General features: G+C 31.7%; 20 protein-coding genes and 2 tRNA genes. 12 read left to right on the top strand and 10 right to left on the bottom strand.

What is annotated here, in order from left to right:
• Window positions 1-98: 98 nt before the first annotated feature.
• A complete protein-coding gene (locus WAF17_RS19485; RefSeq protein ID WP_338763370.1) occupies window positions 99-1,163 on the top strand; it encodes a DUF5074 domain-containing protein in 1,065 nt (354 codons plus the stop codon).
• Window positions 1,164-1,272: 109 nt separating this feature from the next.
• On the opposite strand, the gene WAF17_RS19480 is transcribed toward WAF17_RS19485, so the two are convergent.
• The 5 genes from WAF17_RS19480 to WAF17_RS19460 form a co-directional block, all read right to left on the bottom strand.
• Complete coding sequence (locus tag WAF17_RS19480) at window positions 1,273-1,560, bottom strand: hypothetical protein (protein ID WP_338763367.1); 288 nt, start codon at window positions 1,558-1,560, stop codon at window positions 1,273-1,275.
• 140 nt (window positions 1,561-1,700) lie between these two features.
• Complete coding sequence (locus tag WAF17_RS19475; RefSeq protein ID WP_338763365.1) at window positions 1,701-1,988, bottom strand: hypothetical protein; 288 nt, start codon at window positions 1,986-1,988, stop codon at window positions 1,701-1,703.
• 322 nt (window positions 1,989-2,310) lie between these two features.
• Window positions 2,311-2,382, bottom strand: a tRNA-Gln gene (locus tag WAF17_RS19470).
• 97 nt (window positions 2,383-2,479) lie between these two features.
• Window positions 2,480-2,551 (bottom strand) — tRNA-Gln (locus tag WAF17_RS19465).
• 418 nt (window positions 2,552-2,969) lie between these two features.
• Complete coding sequence (locus tag WAF17_RS19460) at window positions 2,970-4,301, bottom strand: citrate synthase (protein ID WP_338763363.1); 1,332 nt, start codon at window positions 4,299-4,301, stop codon at window positions 2,970-2,972.
• A gap of 643 nt (window positions 4,302-4,944) precedes the next feature.
• Here WAF17_RS19460 and rplU point away from each other — a divergent pair.
• From rplU to WAF17_RS19440, 4 genes are all read left to right on the top strand, one after another.
• A complete protein-coding gene (gene rplU / locus WAF17_RS19455; protein WP_338763361.1) occupies window positions 4,945-5,256 on the top strand; it encodes a 50S ribosomal protein L21 in 312 nt (103 codons plus the stop codon).
• Between the two features lie 203 nt (window positions 5,257-5,459).
• Window positions 5,460-5,732 carry a 50S ribosomal protein L27 gene (rpmA, locus tag WAF17_RS19450; protein ID WP_338763355.1) on the top strand — a complete coding sequence of 91 codons (273 nt, stop codon included), beginning with the start codon at window positions 5,460-5,462 and terminating at the stop codon, window positions 5,730-5,732.
• Between the two features lie 379 nt (window positions 5,733-6,111).
• Window positions 6,112-7,107 carry a porphobilinogen synthase gene (gene hemB, locus WAF17_RS19445; protein ID WP_338763352.1) on the top strand — a complete coding sequence of 332 codons (996 nt, stop codon included), beginning with the start codon at window positions 6,112-6,114 and terminating at the stop codon, window positions 7,105-7,107.
• Between the two features lie 53 nt (window positions 7,108-7,160).
• A complete protein-coding gene (locus WAF17_RS19440; protein WP_338763350.1) occupies window positions 7,161-7,793 on the top strand; it encodes a sigma-70 family RNA polymerase sigma factor in 633 nt (210 codons plus the stop codon).
• Here the strand turns inward: WAF17_RS19440 and WAF17_RS19435 are convergent, their stop codons facing one another.
• Complete coding sequence (locus WAF17_RS19435; protein ID WP_338763347.1) at window positions 7,794-8,204, bottom strand: sigma factor-like helix-turn-helix DNA-binding protein; 411 nt, start codon at window positions 8,202-8,204, stop codon at window positions 7,794-7,796.
• Window positions 8,205-8,322: 118 nt separating this feature from the next.
• Between WAF17_RS19435 and WAF17_RS19430 the strand changes: the two genes are divergently transcribed.
• From WAF17_RS19430 to WAF17_RS19415, 4 genes are all read left to right on the top strand, one after another.
• Complete coding sequence (locus WAF17_RS19430) at window positions 8,323-10,017, top strand: formate--tetrahydrofolate ligase (RefSeq protein ID WP_338763344.1); 1,695 nt, start codon at window positions 8,323-8,325, stop codon at window positions 10,015-10,017.
• Between the two features lie 209 nt (window positions 10,018-10,226).
• On the top strand, window positions 10,227-10,430 hold the full coding sequence (locus tag WAF17_RS19425; RefSeq protein WP_338763341.1) for a hypothetical protein: 204 nt from the start codon (window positions 10,227-10,229) through the stop codon (window positions 10,428-10,430).
• A gap of 175 nt (window positions 10,431-10,605) precedes the next feature.
• A complete protein-coding gene (locus WAF17_RS19420; protein WP_338763338.1) occupies window positions 10,606-11,763 on the top strand; it encodes a glycosyltransferase in 1,158 nt (385 codons plus the stop codon).
• A 217-nt stretch (window positions 11,764-11,980) separates the two neighbouring features.
• Entirely contained in the window at window positions 11,981-13,690 is a 1,710-nt protein-coding gene (locus WAF17_RS19415) for a S8 family peptidase (RefSeq protein ID WP_338763335.1), read from the top strand.
• A gap of 197 nt (window positions 13,691-13,887) precedes the next feature.
• On the opposite strand, the gene WAF17_RS19410 is transcribed toward WAF17_RS19415, so the two are convergent.
• Window positions 13,888-15,210, bottom strand: coding sequence for a HAMP domain-containing sensor histidine kinase (locus tag WAF17_RS19410; protein WP_338763332.1), 1,323 nt, complete (start codon window positions 15,208-15,210; stop codon window positions 13,888-13,890).
• Between the two features lie 251 nt (window positions 15,211-15,461).
• Here WAF17_RS19410 and WAF17_RS19405 point away from each other — a divergent pair, with 251 nt between their 5' ends.
• Window positions 15,462-15,842, top strand: a complete 381-nt coding sequence (locus tag WAF17_RS19405; RefSeq protein WP_338763330.1) for a DUF1573 domain-containing protein — start codon at window positions 15,462-15,464, stop codon at window positions 15,840-15,842.
• Between the two features lie 301 nt (window positions 15,843-16,143).
• Entirely contained in the window at window positions 16,144-16,647 is a 504-nt protein-coding gene (locus WAF17_RS19400) for an HNH endonuclease (RefSeq protein ID WP_338763327.1), read from the top strand.
• A 257-nt stretch (window positions 16,648-16,904) separates the two neighbouring features.
• Here the strand turns inward: WAF17_RS19400 and mraY are convergent, their stop codons facing one another.
• From mraY to WAF17_RS19385, 3 genes are all read right to left on the bottom strand, one after another.
• Window positions 16,905-18,125, bottom strand: a complete 1,221-nt coding sequence (mraY, locus tag WAF17_RS19395; RefSeq protein ID WP_338763324.1) for a phospho-N-acetylmuramoyl-pentapeptide-transferase — start codon at window positions 18,123-18,125, stop codon at window positions 16,905-16,907.
• A gap of 120 nt (window positions 18,126-18,245) precedes the next feature.
• Window positions 18,246-19,052: a hypothetical protein gene (locus tag WAF17_RS19390; RefSeq protein WP_338763321.1), complete on the bottom strand. Its 807-nt coding sequence runs from the start codon at window positions 19,050-19,052 to the stop codon at window positions 18,246-18,248.
• A gap of 531 nt (window positions 19,053-19,583) precedes the next feature.
• Window positions 19,584-20,441 (bottom strand): hypothetical protein, encoded by an 858-nt coding sequence (locus tag WAF17_RS19385; protein ID WP_338763319.1) that lies wholly within the window; start codon window positions 20,439-20,441, stop codon window positions 19,584-19,586.
• A 322-nt stretch (window positions 20,442-20,763) separates the two neighbouring features.
• On the opposite strand from WAF17_RS19385, the gene WAF17_RS19380 reads away from it, so the two are divergent.
• Window positions 20,764-21,126, top strand: coding sequence for a PadR family transcriptional regulator (locus WAF17_RS19380; RefSeq protein WP_338770223.1), 363 nt, complete (start codon window positions 20,764-20,766; stop codon window positions 21,124-21,126).
• The last annotated feature ends 18 nt before the right edge of the window (window positions 21,127-21,144 follow it).

Genomic DNA, 21,144 nt, shown 5'->3' with positions numbered 1-21,144 from the left:
TCTTTTTTCAAAAAAAACACTTTTCTTGTCTAAGGCAAGTTTTTTGTTTTTGTAGATTTGCGTTTTATTTTACTTAAACAAATCCAAATTCTATTCTTATGAAAAATTTATTTTACTTATTCTGTCTTTCTTGTTTTTTTATACTTTCATCGTGTGAAATAGATGGACAATCGCCTATCGGTATAGATGAAGGCGAACCCTCAAAAGATTATCAAAACGGCTTTTTTGTAGTCAATGAAGGAAATTTTGATTGGGGAAAAGCAACACTTACTTTTATTCATCAAGACGGAATAGACAAAGGAAGAGTAGAAAATAATATTTTTGAAAGAGTAAATAACGAGCCTTTAGGAAATGTAGGGCAATCAATGACTATTCATAATGGAAAAGGATATATTGTAGTTAATAATTCTCAGAAAGTAGAAGTCGTAAACCCCACAACTTTAGATAGAATAGCAACTATTGAAAATCTTCATTCTCCTCGTTATTTTTTAGGAATAAATGATTCAAAGGCTTATGTAACGACTATTTATAGAGATTTGATTTATATAATTGATTTAGAAAGTAATGAAATTACAGGAGAAATAAGAACAACAGAATGGACAGAAGAGATGGTAAAACTAGGAGATTATGTTTGGATAAATTCTCATGATGCAGACAAAGTTTGGGTAATTGATACTAACAATGATGAAATTATTCATACTATCACAACGCCTAAAGGTTCGAAGAGCATCGTTGCAGACGAAGCACAAAACCGAATTTGGATTTTGGCAACAGGTTCAGATTCTGAAAGAGCCAGACTTATTACTTCTTCACTTTCAGATGTACGAAGTAGTGAAAGCAGAGTATTTGATGAAGAAGAAAGACCTGATTTTTTGAGTATTTATAATAATGATTTATATTGGATTTATGATAATGACTTGTATCAACTCTCTAGTTTTGAGACAGACTCTCGCCTTCCCCAAACTCCTTTTATTGAAGGATTAGGAACAACAAATACACTCATTTATAATGCTATCATTTCTCCAAAAAACGGACGCTTACTTTTTGCTGATGCTCTGGATTATCAACAAGAAGGTTATATTTTTGAATATGACTTACAGACGAAAAGAGAAGTAAATCGTTATAAAGTAGGTGTCATTCCAAATGATATTTGTTTTAAGTAGGTTATTCTAAAAATCTCAATACATAAAAAAACTCTTCATACGAATTTTATATAATTCTGAATGAAGAGTTTTTTGATTTAAAATTGTCTGTATTATTATAACTTGTTCTCTAGTTTTTTCTAGCTTTTTCTTTTTCGCTTTCCATACTTTCGTTCTTTTCCATTTCTTCGTGTACTTTGCCTTGTATGAGTTCTTGTAGATTGAATGGCATTGGCTGTCTTTCTATACTTTTTTTGATGAGCATATGCAATTGTTTTTCGTTTTCAAAGTATTCTCGGTGCCATGTTGAGGTAGCTATGAATTTCATAAATTCTGCTTCTTCTTTATGTGAAGTTTCACCGTCTAATATTAAATATACTGTTTCTTTGAATACTGGAAGTTTATTTAATTTGCTCATAATAATGTGGGATAAATGGGTTTTAAAATATTTTTCAATAGATACGATTGCCGTTTTTTGATAGAATCGTCTTCTAAAAATTAGCAAACAAAAAACCTCAACAGCTAACTCTATAAGTTTGCTCTCAAGGCTACGAAATATCATATATAAATTTTATAACTTCTTAGAAATAGAGAATCGTCAGAACTATCTAAAAGCTGGGTAGAAGGTATAAGTTCTACTTCATCTTTTGGATTATTTTGTTCATCTGTTTGTTCTGTTCCTTGAAAACTATAAAATGCAGAAAGTTTGTTTTGAAGAGTCGTTTTTAAAGATGTAATTGATAATGAAAATAGATTATTGAACGTAGATATAAGAGTCAAATCAAGCAAAGTAGATTGTATAGTATTTAACCTATAATCTAATTCATTTTTTAATTTAAAACTCAATTTATATATTTTATAATCAATCATATTGGCAGTAATCTATATATTATAAATCAATTTATGAAGGTTTTGTTTAAATGATAGCATTCAAAAAGTAAATTTTGAAGTATTTGTTTGATAAATCTATTGATGATAACTCTTTCAAATTCAATTACTCAACTTATCTTTTTCAAAAATAATTCCTTTTCTTGTCAAAAAAAAAATCTTTTTTAGCTCTTTAGCTTCTAGCCATTCAAAAGTTAGTAAATTCTCATCATTAAATACTCTTTTACATAAAAAAACCTTCACTTCAATGAATTGAAATAAAGGTTATTCTAAATAAATGTTGCCCCGCAAGGACTCGAACCTCAACTATCGGTACCAAAAACCGGTGTTCTGCCAATTAAACTACAGGGCAAACTAAAAAGCGATAGCACAAATTAACTTTGACACAAAAGTATCACAAACTAAATTCTAAAACAACTATTTTTGAAAAAATAGTAAAAAAATAAATGTTGCCCCGCAAGGACTCGAACCTCAACTATCGGTACCAAAAACCGGTGTTCTGCCAATTAAACTACAGGGCAAACTAAAAACTAAAACTTTATTAAGATAAGTGAGCTAAATCTTTTAAGCTCCTTTTTGTCTCAAATCGGTTACAAAGGTAACACTTTTATTTTATAAACCAAATAGAAAATCATTTTTTTTTCGAAGTTGTTTTCTATATCTACAATATAACGTTATCACGGTTACTTTCCCTGCCATTGTTGGTGTTTTAGCGAAGCGACACCAACAAATACACGCACAAACCTATTCTTAAACAACTTCAATGTTATCACGGTTACTTTTGTATGTCAGTTTTCCAGACTGACCAGTATGAATAAAAGCTGTTTTTTTTGTATTCAAGCAAGATACCTAAACTACTATGAAACAAAAAAGTCTAAGCAAAAATTGAGTAGTTCAATTCTTACTTAGACTTCTTTATTTAACTAAATTCAGTTCTATTTAAGCAAAATCTTCTTGAATAATGTCAGCATGATCTACTTTCTTACGATCTGCCATTGGAACAAAACTTCTTTCGTTTTCTCCAACATAAATCTGACGAGGACGACCAATAGGGTGTTTCATTTCTAACATTTCTTTCCATTGAGCAATCCAACCTGGCAAACGTCCCATTGCAAACATTACCGTAAACATATCTGTCGGTAAGTTCATGGCACGATAGATAATTCCAGAATAAAAATCTACATTTGGATATAATTTTCTTTCAATGAAGAACTCATCTTCCAATGCAATTTTTTCTAATTTCTTAGCAATCTCTAACAACGGATCTTCAATACCCATTTTAGATAAAATATCATCACACGCTTTTTTCAAGATTTTTGCTCGTGGGTCAAAGTTTTTGTAAACACGGTGTCCGAATCCCATCAAACGCATTTCACGATTTTTTACTTTTTCCATAAAGTCCTCAATCGTTGCACCACTACTATGAATAGCTTCCAACATTTCGATTACTTGCTGATTTGCTCCACCATGTAAAGGTCCACTCAAAGCATTTGTAGCAGAAGCAACAGAAGCATAAATATTAGCTAATGAAGAACCTACAATACGAATCGTTGAAGTAGAACAGTTTTGCTCATGGTCTGCATGAAGAATCAAAATCTTGTTCAATGCACTTACCATTACAGGGTCAATTTCGTATTCCTGTGTAGGTAAAGCAAACATCATCTTCAAGAAACGTGCGCCATAGTTAAGGCTATTATCTGGATAATTTACAGGGTGTCCCATTTCGTTTTTGTAAGACCAAGCTGCAATAGTTGGAACTTTAGCAATCAGACGAACAATAGACATATATACTTCTTCTGGAGGACGGTTAGACTTCATCGACTCAGGATAGAACGTACTCAACACCGAAATAAGTGAAGACAAAACAACCATTGGGTGAGAAGTAGTTGGGAAGCCATCAAATATTTTACGCATATCTTCATGGATAAGCGTGTGGTTAGTTACATCGTTCTGAAATTTTGTAAGTGAAGCTTGGTCTGGAAGCTCTCCAAAAATGATAAGATAAGCTACTTCTAAAAAACTTGCTTTCTCTGCTAGTTCTTCAATATTATAACCACGGTAGCGCAAAATTCCTTTTTCACCATCTAAAAATGTAATTGCACTTTTGGTTGAGCCTGTATTTTTATACCCAGGGTCAAGGGTAACAAGTCCTGTTGCAGACCTTAAAGTTCCGATATCTATACCTACTTCTCCTTCTGTTCCCTCTACAAGAGGTAATTCAAATTCTTTGCCTTCGTAGTTAAGTTTAATTGTCTTTCCGTTCTGTGACATACGTAATATAGGGTTTGTTCTAAAAGTTGTGTTCTAATAAAATAATAGTATAACTATTCTTACTTATAAATTTATTTAATAAAAAAATGTCCTTAAAGCAAGATGAAATAAATTGTTTTTACAGTTCTATGAATAAGTTTACAATTTAACCAAAAAAAAAGCACAAAAACAAGTTTGATTTGTAGTTGTAGCTAAAAAATAATAAACCAATAGATGATAAAAATAAAATGTAGTAGAAGATAGGGTTTTAAAACGTTTTGATTAATGAAAATGTTTTCTTTTATACTGTACCTATCTGCCTATTATTTTCTTTGTTTACTTCAAACTAGATATACTCACACATTTTTAGTTTTCGAAAATCAAATTTATCAGTACACCTCAAAGGTATCAGATAATTTGTTTTTTGAACTGTACTGATACTTATGAACGGCTTTAGCCCTCAACGAAGTTAAAGTGTCTGACAGTTTTATTTTTCAAAAACCATTTTTGATTGAGTATAATAATAAGAACCTTCTAATTTCCTCTTATCAAAGATAAAAAACTAAATTTTGAATTGCTTAAATTTATTATCATTTTGATTTGTAGTTCTAAATAAAAAGCACTAAGTTTGCACTCTATTTGTAATTTAAACAAAGTTTATCTCATGTACGCAATCGTAGAAATAGCCGGACAACAGTTCAAGGTTGAAAAAGATCGTTTTATCTATACGCACCGTCTTCAAGGAAATGAAGGCGACGAAGTAACTTTTGACAAAGTTCTTTTGGTAGAAGATAACGGCACTGTTAGTATTGGCGAGCCTCAATTATCTGGGGCTTCAGTGAGTGGAGAAGTTCTTGCTCAAGTAAAAGGCGACAAAGTAATCGTTTTTAAGAAAAAACGTCGTAAAGGCTACAAAACAAAAAACGGACACCGTCAGCAATTCACTAAAGTCTTGATTAAAGACATTCTAATTTAGTTTTAATTTATTTATTTACAATTTTTTTATTTTATCTACTTCGTTTTTTTAGAATAAACGAATGGAACAATTACGAATTAAAGATTACGGATTACGAACTATACAAACTAAAAGAAAAGTATATTTTGAACCTGTTTTTTTTAATAAAAAATTGTTTCTAATTAAAAGAAAAAATAAAATCCAAACTTTAAAACAATACAGATATGGCTCACAAGAAAGGTGTCGGTAGTTCACGAAATGGACGAGATTCGGAAAGTAAACGTCTAGGTGTAAAAATTTGGGGAGGGCAAGTAGCCAAACCAGGTAGCATCATCGTACGTCAGCGTGGAACAAAATTTCACGTAGGCGAAAATGTAGGAATTGGTAAAGACCATACTATATTTTCTCTTATTGATGGCGAAGTGCAATTTAACAAAGGATATAAAAGACGTTCTTTTGTTTCAGTAGTTCCTAAATCAGAAACTGCCCAAGCATAAATCATTTTTTCTTTTTTTGATTGAGTTACAAATAATTTTTATTTCAATTCTCAGAAAAAGAAAACTAAGAAAAAGGCTGTCCGAAAAATACGGATAGCCTTTTTTTTGTAAAAAAGTTTATTTTCAAGGTTTATATATTCTTTCTCCACATCAAAGATTTATGTGTAGTTCCTACGGAAAAATTTTGAAGGCACATAGAGGATAACCTTTTCAGACAATTTCTGTAAATTTTAAAACTCTAAACACCCTACGTATGTAGTTTTAAAACATTCGCTAAATACGACAGAAAGTAAATTAGTTTGCTTTCTTTAAAAACAAGAAGACAAAAATTAAGTTTAGGAAACATCAATTTAGCCATCAATAACCTATAATTAAAAATATGCCTTTCGATTTTCAATCTATGCGTTCTCGCCCTCGTCGTAACCGTCAATCTGCTGCTCTACGTGCTATGGTGGAAGAAACGTCTCTTTCTGTTGCTGACTTTATATTTCCTATTTTTGTCATTGAGGGAACAAATAAAAAAGAACCTATCACTTCAATGCCTAATATTTTTCGTTATTCTTTAGATAAACTTTTAGAAGAAATTGAAGAGTGTTATGCTTTAGGGATTCGTGCTTTTGCTCCGTTTCCAAGCCTGACAGATGAGCATAAAGATTCGATGGCAACTTCAAGTTATGACCCTGAAAACCTTTATTTGAAAACAATAACAGCCATAAAAGAAAAGTTTCCAGATGTTTTTGTGATGACAGATGTAGCAATGGACCCGTACAGTAGCGACGGACACGATGGTATTTATAAAAATGGAAAAATAATCAATGATGAAACGCTAGAAATTTTGGGAAAAATGGCAGTTGCACAAGCTCGTGCAGGTGCTGATTATGTTGCGCCTTCAGATATGATGGACGGACGAGTAGGTTATTTGAGAAATGCTTTAGACGAAGCAGGTTTTCAAGACGTAGGAATTATTGCTTATACTGCTAAATATGCAAGTGCTTTTTATGGTCCTTTTAGAGATGCTCTTGATTCTGCGCCTCGTTTTGGAGATAAAAAAACCTATCAAATGAATCCTGCCAATGTTCGTGAGGCACTTTTGGAAGCCAAACTAGATATTGAAGAAGGTGCTGATATGATTATGGTCAAACCTGCGCTTTCTTATTTGGATGTAATTAGTAGAGTAAATCAAAACTCACACGTTCCGATTGTAGCCTATAATGTGAGTGGCGAATATGCAATGATAAAAGCAGGAGCAGAAAAAGGCTGGATAGATGGCGAAAAAGTAATGTTAGAAGTTCTTTTAAGTATAAAAAGAGCAGGAGCAAAAGTTATTTTATCGTATTTTGCAAAAGAAGTCGCTCAAATTTTATCTAAAATTTAATTTTTTATAAAACCTCAACGACGGTCTTGACCTCGTTGACGGTTGTCAAAACTATGAAAAGAACAGAAAAACAGCTCATTTATTACGAAGAACAAAAACAATTATTGACAGAGTTTTGCGAAGGAAACGAAAAAGCTTTTTCAAAACTCTATCAGTATTATTATGGCTTTGTAGAAAATTATATTTGCAAAAATAAGGGAACAAAAGAAGATGCTCAAGATATTTTTCAAGAAACATTAATTGTATTTTTAGAAAAACTCAAAAAAGAAGATTTTTATCTCACAGCCTCTCTTAAAACCTATATTATTGCAATCAGTAAAAATATGTGGCTCAATTCATTGAGAAAGAAGAAAAAAGCGACTGTATATTCTCTTACCAATTCTGATGAAGATAATGAAAGTAATTTTAATCAAAACTCTTTAGAAAAATATTCTTTTATTTTATCACAAGATTTTGAAACGGAGCTAGAAAATGAAAAACCATTGTTAGAAAAATTTGATGATTACTTTTCTCGCCTTACTTCGCATTGTCAGAACTTACTATCCACAATCGTAGAAGAAGAAAAAACAACTGAAGAAATTCAAAAAGAATTTGGTTATACTACTCGCCATAATCTTCACAACCAAAAACACAAATGCGTAAAGCAACTCAAAAAAGTAAAAGCATTAGCAGAGATAAAAAAATAATTATTTACTCAATTTTTTCAAGATACTAACCAATAAAATTTCTACTCCTGAAATAGAAATATTCAAAAGCTTTGCTATCTTCTCATTATCCCAACCTAAAGTATGATGCAATAAATAAGGCAGTTTATCTTCAAAAGAAAGAGCATTTATTCTTTGCCAAACCTTGCTATCATATATATTTTTCGCAACATCAGAACTTAATTCTTCCACTAAATATTCCGTTCTTTTGCTTGTATCTTGTAGTTTGCTATTGAGCAAATAAAATATTTCTTCTTGCCATCTGTTTGGCGTATTTGTATAGGCTTCTGCTATCAAATCTGAAATCTTGCTTTCAGAAACATGTAAAAGAAGTAGTGTTTGAATACTGCTTTTTAATTCTTCGTTTTGAGTAGAAAAAGGAGAGTTTGACATTTTTTTTAATATTTTTGTTTCAAAATTACTCAAAAATGGGTAAAGAAGTTTCAAATTACGGACAATTTTTTATTCCTTTAAGAATCTTACTAGCATTACAAAAAAGAACCTAACCTCTATGAAATCAGATATTGAAATTTCTCGCCAAACAGAGCTGTTACCCATTACAGAAATTGCTCAAAAAGTAACCATTCCGACGGAAGAGTTAATTCCTTATGGAAAATATATTGCAAAACTACCTTTGGAATTAATAAGTTCTCAGAATGATTCTAATAAAAAAGAAAAAGAGTCAAATCTAATTTTAGTAACGGCCATAACGCCCACAAAAGCAGGAGTAGGCAAAACCACAACTTCGGTAGGCTTAGGCTTAGGACTTGCAAAAATTGGAAAAAAAGCTATTGTGGCACTTCGTGAACCCTCTTTAGGTCCTTGTTTTGGAATGAAAGGAGGAGCTGCAGGTGGAGGATATGCACAAGTTTTGCCCATGGAAAATATCAACTTGCATTTCACAGGCGATTTCCACGCCATTACTTCGGCAAATAATATGATTGCTGCTTTATTGGACAATTATCAATTTCAAAATAGAGGTTCTGAAAATCAGCTTCGTCAGATTCTTTGGAAACGAGTTTTAGATGTTAATGACCGTTCGCTTCGAAATGTTGTTACAGGCTTAGGAAGTATTAGTAATGGAGTTCCTACTGAAACAGGCTTTGATATTACACCTGCTTCCGAAATTATGGCTATCCTGTGCTTGGCAACTGATTTGGAAGACTTAAAACAACGAATAGGAAACATTCTTTTAGGTTACAGAAAATCATCGACTACAGGTCAAGGACCTGTTTTCATTAAAGATTTGGGCTTTGAAGGTGCAATTACCGTACTTTTGAAAGATGCTATTCAACCTAATTTAGTTCAGACAACCGAAAACACAGCTTCAATTATTCACGGAGGTCCTTTTGCAAATATTGCACACGGTTGTAATTCCGTTTTGGCTACCAAAATGGCATTGAATTTTGCAGATTATGTAGTTACAGAAGCTGGTTTTGGGGCAGATTTGGGGGCTGAAAAATTTATGAATATAAAGTGTCGTAAATCTGGACTTTCGCCAAAAGTAACGGTAATTGTAGCGACTTCTCAAGCTTTAAAACTTCACGGAAAAGTAGCAGAATCAGAAATCAAGAAACCAAATTTGGAAGGAATCAAAGAAGGAACAAAAAACCTAGAAAAGCACATCGAAAATATGCAGTCCTTTGGTCAGTCAGTTGTTGTGGCTTTCAATAAATATGACTTTGATACTGATGAAGAAATTGAGTTTTTGAAAGAGTTTTGTCAATCTAAAAATGTAAATTTTGCTATTAATAACGGCTTTTTGGAAGGTGGAAAGGGAGCAGAAGAATTAGCCAAAACGGTGGTAGAGGTCTGTCAGAATAACCCTTCAAAAGCTTTAGAGTTTACTTACAAAGATGAAGATACTATCGAAACCAAAATTAGAAAAGTAGCCCAAAAAATCTATGGAGCAAATGATATTTCTCTTTCAGATAAAGCTCAAAAAATGCTTTCAAAAACAAGTAACCTAGGTTTTTCTCATTTTCCTGTCTGCATTGCCAAAACGCAATATTCTTTTTCTGATGATGCAAAAAAATTAGGAGTAGCTAAAAATTTCACTCTGCATATTGAAGATTTAGTTATTAATAGTGGTGCTGAATTTATTGTGGCTGTTTCTGGTACGATTATGAGAATGCCAGGGCTTCCAAAAGAACCACAAGCATTAAAGATTGATATAAAAAATGGATCTATTGAAGGGTTGAGTTAAAAAAATATACACAACAAACAAATATGTAAAAACCTATTTTGTCATTTTTTGAAGAATTATTTTCAGAAAAATAAGTAATTGTAGCAACAACTATCTTTTATTTCCGTATAAGATTATGTAATAGTAAAACTATTATTGATTTACTCACAAATCACACTTTTAATAAGAATAAAAATAATAACTACTTTATTTTAAATAATTTATGACTGATGAAAAAGTATATTTTTTTACAACACAAAGAGAATGTAACGATTGGAGCTTTATTGTTTCTAATAGTTATGGCTTTTGTGATGATGCGTTTGCAGTATAACAAAGATAAAAAAGATTCTGAATACCCAAATGCTACGACAAGTAAGACAAAAGTAACTCCACCTAATCAGACTGAAACACCTCATTTTTTACCTGCATTGTAATGTATAATGCCCAAATAATAATAATCAAGGAAAATAAATAATGCGAATAAAACTTTATTTTAAAACAAAAAATAGCGTCCTTTAAACCATCAATCAGAATACTAATTGATGGTTTTTATTTTTTATACTATAAACAGATGCCGTTGAAAACTATGGTAACATCAAACCTAATCCTATGAAAATAGCTTATCTATCTACTTTTTACCCGTTTCGTGGAGGAATTGCACAGTTTAATGCACTTCTATATCGTAATTTTGAAAAAATAAATATTTCTGTTTCTGCTTATAACTTCACAACACAATATCCTGAGTTTCTCTTCCCAGGGCAGACACAATATTCCACTTCTGAAGATAATGCAGACCAAATACCGACACAACGAACAATCAGTAGTATAAATCCAATTTCCTATTTACAGACAGCCTCTAAAATCTCAAAAGAAGAACCTAATTTAATTTTGATGCGTTATTGGCTGCCTTTTTTTGCACCAGCTTTGGGAACAGTTGCAAAAAAATTAAAGAAAAAAGGAACAAAGTCTATTGTCATTGTAGATAATATGATTCCACACGAAAAGCGTTTTTTTGATGAGATATTCACAAAGTATTTCTTGAAAAATACAGATGCTTATATCGTGATGAGCAAATCAGTTGAGAAAGACCTTTTGGAGAGAAAGCCAAATGCAAAATATATTTTCCATCCACACCCAATTTATGAGCATTTTGGGGAAAAAATAAAAAGAGAAGAAGCATTACAAAAACTAGGACTTTTAGAAGATACAGGAATTGATAAAGTTGAAAATAAAAAAATATTACTTTATTTCGGTTTTGTTAGAAAATATAAAGGTTTGGACTTGCTTTTAGAAGCCTTTAAATATTTAGATGACGATTATTTTTTAATTATTGCTGGAGAATCTTATTTGTCAGATAGTGAAAATAAAGAACTTCAAAGTAGTTTAGACAATCATCCCAAAAAGCAAAATATTGATACTCGTCTGCGCTATGTTTCAGATAGCGAAGTAAATTTGCTTTTTTCGGCTGCCGATGCCAATGTTTTACCGTATAGACACGCTACTCAAAGTGGAGTTTCGGCAATCGCTTTTCACTTTGAAGTGCCTTCTGTCGTTACTGATGTGGGTGGGCTTCGTGATTTGATTGAGCCTTATAATGCAGGAACGATAGCTGAAAATACAACACCAAAAGCCATTCAGAATGCCATAGAAGAACTTTTTGAGAAAAAGGAAACTACAGATTATGGTAAAAATCTGCGTGTTTTTAAGGAAAAATACTCGTGGGAAAATTTAGCAAAGAAAGTTCTGGAGCTTTATGAGCAAATTTAGATTTGTTTCCTATTTTAATTCTTTAAAATAAAAGTTAAATAGCCTAAAATAAGTTAGTATAAAAAGGTAATAAAGAAGATGCTAGAGAATCTTTGAGAGATTTAAAAATAAATAAATGCTATATTTGTAATTATGCAATTTAGCCTTTGGTAAATACTACTTTTATCAGAATATTATTTTTCTGAAAATTGTTCAACAAACTAACGATATATTATATATGAAACTAAAACAATTACTATTTGTACAATTAATTATTATTATCTTTTTTAGTGCAGGGTTTTCTCATTCTGTTTTTTCTCAGATTAGCGAAGAAAGATTGGTTTATTTTACAGATAAAAATGGAACATCTTTTTCAATTAGCCGTCCTTTAGAGTTTCTTACCCAAAAAGCAGTTGATAGAAGAAATAAACAAGGAATTTCTATTACAGAGCAAGATTTACCTGTAAACATTGATTACATTAATCAGATAAAAGATTTGGGTGCAACTGTAAGTCATGGCATAAAATGGTTTAATGCAGCTATCGTAACAGCAGATGAAGCTACTTTTACAGAAATTCAAAACCTTTCTTTTGTAGAAAAAATAAATAAGATAGTTATTCATAATAACCCAAACCAAAGAGATAGAGTTTCGGCAACTTGTGAGGTGGCATCTTTGAATGATGAAGAAACTTGTCAAGAGTTTAACGTAAATAAAATAGCAGATATAAAAGACACAGAAGAAAATTTTGATTATGGAAATTCTTTAGCTCAAATTCAGATGTTGGGTGTAGATAAGATGCACGAACAAGGATATTTAGGGCAAGGAATTCATATTGCTGTTTTAGATGGTGGTTTTCTCAATACTAACTCTATATCTGCTTTCGCACATGCTGATATTCCTTTTGTCTATGATGTAGTTAGGAATGGAAAAAATATATATCGTACTTCTAATCACGGAACAAGAGTTCTTTCTACAATGCTATCAAAGCAAGAGGGACAAATTATAGGAACTGCTCCAGAGGCTACTTATTATCTACTTCTAACAGAAGAAGATGGTCCTGAAAGACCTATTGAGGAAGCATTTTGGGCTGTTGGCGCAGAAAAAGCAGATAGTTTGGGAGTAGATATTATTCAATCTTCTTTAGGCTATTATGATTTTGATAATGCAATTTATAACTATAGCCACGAAGATTTAGATGGAAAAACGACTCTTATCTCTAGAGCTGCCGAAATAGCAACTGAAAAAGGAATTGTAGTAGTAACAAGTGCAGGAAATAGTGGGAATGATGTTTGGCAAAAAATATCTTTTCCTGCTGATGCGCCTTCTGTGTTAGCTGTTGGAGCAGTAGATAGAAACGAACAAATAACAAATTTTTCCTCTCTAGGAAATAGTGCTGATGGAAGAATAAAGCCTGATGTAATGGCAATGGGAGGAGGAACAACACTTTTGAGTCGGGAAGGTGGAGTTAGCTCTGCAAATGGAACTTCTTTTGCTGCACCACTGATATCAGGCTTAGTAGCTGGTTTTATGCAAAAAAACCCTGACCTTACTCAAAAAGAAGTGATGTTTGCAATGCGTAGAGCTGGAGATAATTATTTTAGTCCGAACGAGCAGTACGGCTATGGCATTCCTAACTTTAATAGGTTAAACCAAATTGAAATTATTTTAGGAGAAGAAAATGAAGATTTGACAAGTAAAAATTCTCAAGTTCGTGTTTTTCCTAATCCAGTAGCAAATAGTTTGCATATAGAAGTAGATGAAAAGCTATTTATTGCTAATGAAATTCTGAATCTACAAGTTTATAACTTACAAGGAAAACTAATTTTGACTGATATTCTGAGTACAAATAAAAAAGAAATTGAATTTCCTGTTGTACCTAAAGGAATGTATATTTTAAGAATAGAAGGACAAAATTATCAAGGAACAATCAAGATTATCAAGGATTAATTCAAAAACATTTCAAAGCCATTATTGGTGTTTTCGAAGCGATACCAACAACAAAATAACTCTACCACAATATCTTAAATAAATTTAGTCAAAAAAGAGGCTGACCTTTTCGGACAGTCTCTTTTTTTGCAGCTATTTTGAATAGTTTTTCTAGTAGATAGAGAGATGTTTCAGATTGTTTTAATACCAAGTTCACGTTAAAAGTAGAGTAGTTCTATGAAAAAAATTGAGCCTTCATTAACTTTGCTTTTCAAATTTATTTTCCATTTGTGAGCTTTTATTACTTGTCTGATGTAACTAAGTCCTAATCCGAATCCTTTTGTTGTATGAATATCCTTGTTTTGAACTCTAAAAAACTTATCAAATATTCGCTTTTGAAATTTTTTATCAATTCCTATTCCATTATCTTTTATAGACAGAGTAAGCTTATTTTTTGATTGAATTAATATAGCAATTTCTACAAAAGGAATATTTTTATTGTACTTAAATGCGTTTTCTAACAGGTTATGTAACATATTTTGAAAATGAACTTTATCAGCTTTTATGAAAATCTCGCTTTCTATGCCTATGAATCGAATTTTGAAATCTTGATTCTGAAAATCCTGTTTTGCCAAAACCTCCAATTCAAAACTATTTATGGTTTCTTCAATTGTTTTTTTAAGGTCAATTTTTTCTAAGGAAAGAGGAACATAACTACTTCGTTCTAACATCAAAAGTTCGACAAGTTTTTCTACTTGAGAGTCTAATCTTTCAGTTTGTTCTTTTACAATAATGGCATATTGATTTTTTCTTTCTTTATTTTTTTGGGTTTGTTCCTCTGTAATTTCTGTGTTTTCATTATTATTTATCAACACCTTTGCAGCAATACCTAAAATAGAAATGGGTGTTTTTAGTTCGTGCGTGATATTATTGATAAACTGTTTTTGGGCTTGTGAAAATTGCCTTTGTGTAATTATAAAAAACATTCCATAGACCAAAAAGAAAATAACTAAAAGCAAGATTACAGATAAAAATATCCAAATATCCATTTCTGAAACAAGCCTAGAAGAAACTGAAGGAAAACGAATACCAAAATAATAGTTTTGCCCCTCCCATTTGGGAAGCTCTTTTTTAAGTTGCTTTGCTTTTTTAGTGTCCTGATTTAAAGAAATATAATTTCCATACACCATTTTTTCGCTATCACAATCATAAATTCCATATTCAAAATCAGTCTTGATATTTCGCTTCGAAAACTCATTTTTTAAAAAATATTCCAATACAGCAGCATCAATTTCACAATTTACGCTTACGGTATAATAATCACTAGAAAGTTGATTAATCGGACTTTGAGAAGGCAAAGTAGTTTTGCTATAATCGGCTATTTTTTCGGCAATATTTTGTAAAGCAACCTGTATTTTTTGTTCGTTTTGTTTTCTATTTGCATCAAAGGCTCGTTGTACCCAATAAATCTGAATAGAAATAATTCCGAAAATAGAAAGCAGAGCAAAGATTAAAAGAAGAGTAATTGTTCGTTTGTTCATAATACAAATTTAGAAGTCAGAATTGAAAGGAGACAAATTTAATTAACTACAAATTATCAGAATTTTATTTCATCCGTTCTAAAATCTAACTTCTAAAATCTAAATTTATTTTCCATTAACATCTCCTTAACAAACCTTTGAAAGTCATTAACAGCGTTCAAAGAGGTTTTGCCGTACATTTGTATAAGTTCTTGTTGCAACGACGACTTAGTTTTATCAAATCGTTATTTACACTTTAAATTTTCAAAATTATGCAAAAGCAATTTTTTGGTTTTCTTTTCACACTCGTTACACTTTCTTTTTTGTTCGCTTTTTCTCCTGCTTATAACTCCATTAATTGGAAACAAACCAGTATTGAATTTGGAAAAATACAGAAAGGAAAGTCTGTAACAGCAAGTTATGAGTTTGTCAATACAGGCAAGAATCCAATTGTTATTCAATCTGCAAAAGGTTCTTGTGGCTGTACAGGTGTAGAGTTTTCAAAAGAAGCTATCCCAGCAGGGCAATCAAGCAACATAAAAGCGACTTTTAATGCTGCCAAAATTGGAGCGTTTAGTAAGACTGTTACTGTGATGATAACTGGCGAAAACGAGCCTGTTGTTCTTCGTTTTAATGGCGAAGTGGTGGAATAAATTACGGATTACGGAAAATAAAATATCGAACTAAAAAATACAATTTAATTTTTGTGTTTCATTAAATTCGTAATTCGTAATTGATTAATGAACTTTCTTATTTATTTTTTGGTTTTGGATAAGTATATGATAAAAATTAGGCTTATATTATTATTTTAATGATAAATTAATACTTAATTAACATTTTAACAAATTTAATTTGCATAATTTTGGCATATGCAGAATTTAATAATCCTATTTTTATGTTATATAATTAGTTTTATTTTTATTTGATTGTCCATTAATCCAAAATTCTAAAATCATGATTGGTCGGAAAGTATTAGTATTGAATGCAGATTATCGTGCAATTTCTGTTTGTAGTGTAGCCAAAGCATTTTTGCTTGTTTATCTACAAAAAGCTGAAATGGTAAATTCTGTCCCTGATGGTTTTATCCAAACAGTAAACAAATCTTTTGCTGCTCCTTCTGTTATTCGTCTAAATTCTTACGTCAATATTCCATACAGAGGAGTGATGCTTACACGTCAAAATATTTTCAAGCGAGATGCAAATCAGTGTGTGTATTGCAATAGCACAAAAAACCTTACTTTAGACCACGTTATTCCACGTTCACAAGGTGGAAAAACATCTTGGACAAACTTAGTAAGTGCTTGTCAGCGTTGTAATTCAAAGAAAAGTGATTTTAGTCTTGAAGATGTAGGAATGAAATTGCCTTACAAACCATTCAAACCTACTTTTGTGATGTTTTTACGTGAATTTTCAAGAATGGGAGACGAAAACTGGAAACAGTTTTTGCAACATGCCTAAAATAATTCTAGAAAAATAGCGACAAAACAAAGATTTTGATTGCTCCATAATTATAAAAAAACCTTCTCAAATTCATTTTGAGAAGGTTTTATCGTTATTGGCGTTGCTTTACTGAAATACTAATATAATGTTTTTTTTGTTGTGAACTATCAAATTACCTACTGGGTAGAAAAGACGTGTCTTTTCCCTACAATTTTTTACCATTTTCGGTATTTTACAGACGACTTCCACAAAAACTTTCAGAGAACCTATGTTTTTTATCTAATTTTGAGAGTCGCTAATGCAATAATGACAAGCAAAATTCCTACAATCCAAAAGCGAGTAACAATTTTGACTTCATGCAAACCCTTTTTTTGATAATGATGATGAAGAGGCGACATTAAGAAAATACGTCTGCCTTCTCCGAACTTCTTTTTGGTATATTTAAAATAAGCTACTTGCATCATTACAGATAAGTTTTCTATCAAAAATACGCCACAAAGAATCGGAATCATAAGTTCTTTTCGAAGTGTAATAGCCAAAACAGCAATAATTCCACCTAAAGACAAACTTCCTGTATCTCCCATAAAGACCTGTGCAGGAAAAGAATTATACCACAAAAACCCAATACAAGCCCCCATAAAAGCAGCGCAAAAAATCACTACTTCGCCTGTGTTGGGCAAATACATAATATTGAGATAATCAGCAAAAATAAGATTACCCGAAACATACGCCAAAACGCTCAAAGCAGTTGCAATAATTGCTGTCGTTCCTGCTGCCAAGCCATCCAAACCATCTGTTAGATTTGCACCATTCGAAACGGCTGTAATAATAAAAGTAACAACAAGAATATAAAAAATAATTACGCCGTATTCTCCCAAAAAGTCAGGAACAAGTGTTCGGTAATCTAGTTCATTATTTTTTATAAATGGAATCGTCGTTTTTAAGGATTTTATGTCTTCAAAGCTAGAGTTTACGTAGCTAGTATAGTCATCAGCAGCATTTATACCTGTGCTAAATTCTCTCATCAAAACATCTGGATGATAATACATAGCAATACCAATCAAAATTCCGATGCCTACTTGCCCTAGAATTTTGAATTTTCCTGAAAGTCCTGCCTTATCCTTACGAACGACTTTTATATAATCATCTAAAAAACCAATAGCTCCAAGCCAAACAGTAGAGATAATCAAAAGCAAAATATAAATATTATGAAGTTGAGCCAAAAGAAGAGTAGGAATAAGCGTTGCAGCCAAAATAATTATTCCTCCCATCGTAGGTGTTCCTGCCTTTAGGTTTTCTCCTTTAAGTCCCAAATCTCTAACCGTTTCTCCAATTTGTTGTTTTTGAAGAAAAAGAATTATTTTCTTGCCAAAAACGACACTAATTAGGAGAGATAAAAAAGCTGCCAACATAGCACGAAAACTAATATACTGGAAAAGACCTGCACCAGAGAGTTCGAACTGTTCACGTAAAAAGCGAAATAGATAATATAACATGGAACAATTAAATAGTTATGGATTAAATTTGGGTGGTATTGTAAAAAGCAAAGCTACAAAAAAAAGCATTCTACCTCTATAAAGTAAAATGCTTATTGTTATTTTTGAGCGGATATATTTTTATTTTTTAAACAACATTTTTGGCTTACTGAAAGAAAAATAATAAGCAAAGAAGAATCCAAGGGCATAAAATGCAATATCAACATATTCAAAACGGTCTTTCAAGAATCCCCACAAATGAGAAATATCAAAAGTAGTAAATGTTTCTATATAAGAAAGCTGAAAACTTTGTACGATAGGTTCGACGGCAGCCAATACATTTCCCACAAAAAAACCTAAAACAGTAATCAAGACAGCTACTACTCCAAAAACAGGACGGTGTCCTCTACCTCCAATTCTCATTCCTAAAGCTGCAAAAAGCCCAACCAAAATAGCCATAAAAGCATAATGATGTTGTTCTATATATTCGTCTATTAGCATAGTAGTTTTGCCCCATATATAGGCTGCTCCTAATGCTCCGACTAATGAGAGTATAATTCCTAAGAATAAATTAGATTTGGATTTCATATCTGATAGGGAAGATTTTTTTGATAAAGTAGATGACTCATCAAGATAATCAGATGTTATATCCAAATCTTCTGAGGCATTTGATTGTGTACTGGTTTGATTAAATTCATCGGTTGCGCTAATCCACTCGTAATTTACTTCTAATTCTTCTAAAGGCAAAATAGCCGATTTGTCAAAGGCAATCGGACTTTGATTAGGCAAGTCTGAAATAGAATCAGCTTGACTGCTAATAGGCAAATCATCTATACTCGTTTCATTTGTATCCAAATTATCATCTATGGCAACCGAATCAGATGATAGAACTGACTGAGATTCTTTTTCTAAGTCTTTTTCTTCGTTAGTTGGAGTAGTATAATTCATAGGAGTAAAATCTTGATAACAAATGATAAGAGAATAAGAATAGTGAGATTAAATTATAGCTTATTTTTACTTTGGAATCTAAAATCAATACATAATTTAGTAGAGATAAGCTACTTTCAAACTTTCAAGAACTATACCTTTTTGATTATAATGCTTACACTAAGCCAAATTGCAAAAAAAGTAAGCGATTAATAAAATAGCTAGGTAAAACAGAAAACAAAAGTAGCCTATTTATAGATAAAACAAGCTATTTTAGTCATATAAAGCCATAAAAGAATGTTGAGAGCCTATTTTGTATTTTTATAAAGATAAAAAGAAGCAGTCTATATTTGCAAAAAATCATACATAATAAAGAAAGGGCAATCGACGAACAAATTACTCTACTCGGTAAAGATTCATTTTTTTTAGATGAAAAAAGAGCCTCAAAACCGTGTTTTTTTTAAAAGCTCTATCTGTAAATCAATAATTATAAAAAAAGCAACTTCATTTTGATTGAAGTTGCTTTTGGCTAAACAATAAAATCAGCTTTCATTAATCTCTAAGCATATAAACTACAAAAACAATAAACATGACAATTACGGAAACAATGGCAACCATTTTGAGGGCATTTGCGCTACTTTCTTCTTGGGGTTGAGACACCGTAATTTGCTGAACAGGCATATTATTATTCATTGGGTGGAGTTCTTTCAGAATACGTAATTCAGCTTTTGCATCACTCAAATCCATTCTTGACTGGTTGAGTTCTGTACGTGTTTGATTCAAATCAGTAAGTAATTTATTTACTTGACTTTGCAAATCCTTTTCGTGGTTGTAAGCAATATTTACTTTTTCATTTAGTCCACGCAATTCTTCTTGAAGGTTTTTGATAGCTTGTTGGTCTTGGCGAGTTTGGTCTTGTGTTTTTTGGAGGTTATTTTGAGTAGTTTCTAAGAGTGAATTTTGCTCTTTGTTTCGTTCTGTCATTTGCGCCAGTTCTCGTCCTCGTTCATCTATTATTTGGTGCAGACGCATCTTATCATTTTTCAAATCACTAAGTTGTGTTTGAAGTGTTCCGATACTTCCTTCTTTTGCATCTATTTGTACACCTTTTGCATCTATTTGAGACTGTTTTTGGATAAGTTCTTCTTTTACTTTTGCAGCTTCTTCGTTTGTCTTATCTAATTGTCTTTGTAGGTCTGCAATCGTTTTGAGATGTTCTTCATTGGTCTTACGAATATCTTCTAATAAAAACGTATTTTCGACATTCTTTTTATCAGAACCTTGAGTGGTATTGAATATAAAAGCCACCAAAGCAGCAATCGCAACCACACCAATAGCATATTTAAGAATGCTGACAGGCTGATTGATTGAACTTTTGATATATCCGAAAGGGGTATTTGATTTTGACATAACTCTACTTCTTCAATTTTAGAAAAATACAAAACTTCTAGATAAAATAATTGGCTCTTATTCATTTTGCTCAAAGTTAGCTAAATATACATTATTTTTTGCAAATGCAGTTTATTTTTAGCAAAAAATATTAGTTCTACTAATTTGATAGGTTTCTATTATTATAGAACTGTAAAAATTACAATCTTTTACCTACTACCTTGCATAACATAGTAACCTTTTTCAAACTACCTCGTATAAGAAGACATACGGACGTTGTTAGTATCTCAATTACTTTCAATATCTAACCAAAAGAACCTAAAACTTAAACAAAAAAAATGTGATTACATTAGAAAATGCTGAAGTACAGATGAGAAAAGGAATCTTAGAACTCTGTGTCTTGAATGTAATTGCAAGTGGAGAAGTATATGCTTCAGACTTGCTTCACCACTTGAGAGAAGCGAATTTATTAGTTGTGGAAGGAACGCTTTATCCACTTCTAAACCGTCTCAATAAATCGGGTTTGGTTACTTATGCTTGGCGAGAATCTACAGGAGGACCTCCAAGAAAATATTATAGACTGACCGATAATGGACAAGATTTTTTACATCAACTCACAAACTCTTGGCATCAGCTTGTTTTTTCAGCAACTACTCTTTTAGAAGCAAAAAATCAGAATAGACAAGAACAAAGACAAGCAAGTTAAAACCAATTTAGATTTTAG

The sequence above is a fragment of the Bernardetia sp. ABR2-2B genome (genome assembly GCF_037126435.1).
GTDB lineage: Bacteria > Bacteroidota > Bacteroidia > Cytophagales > Bernardetiaceae > Bernardetia.
This window is presented reverse-complemented; position numbering and strand designations above follow the sequence as displayed.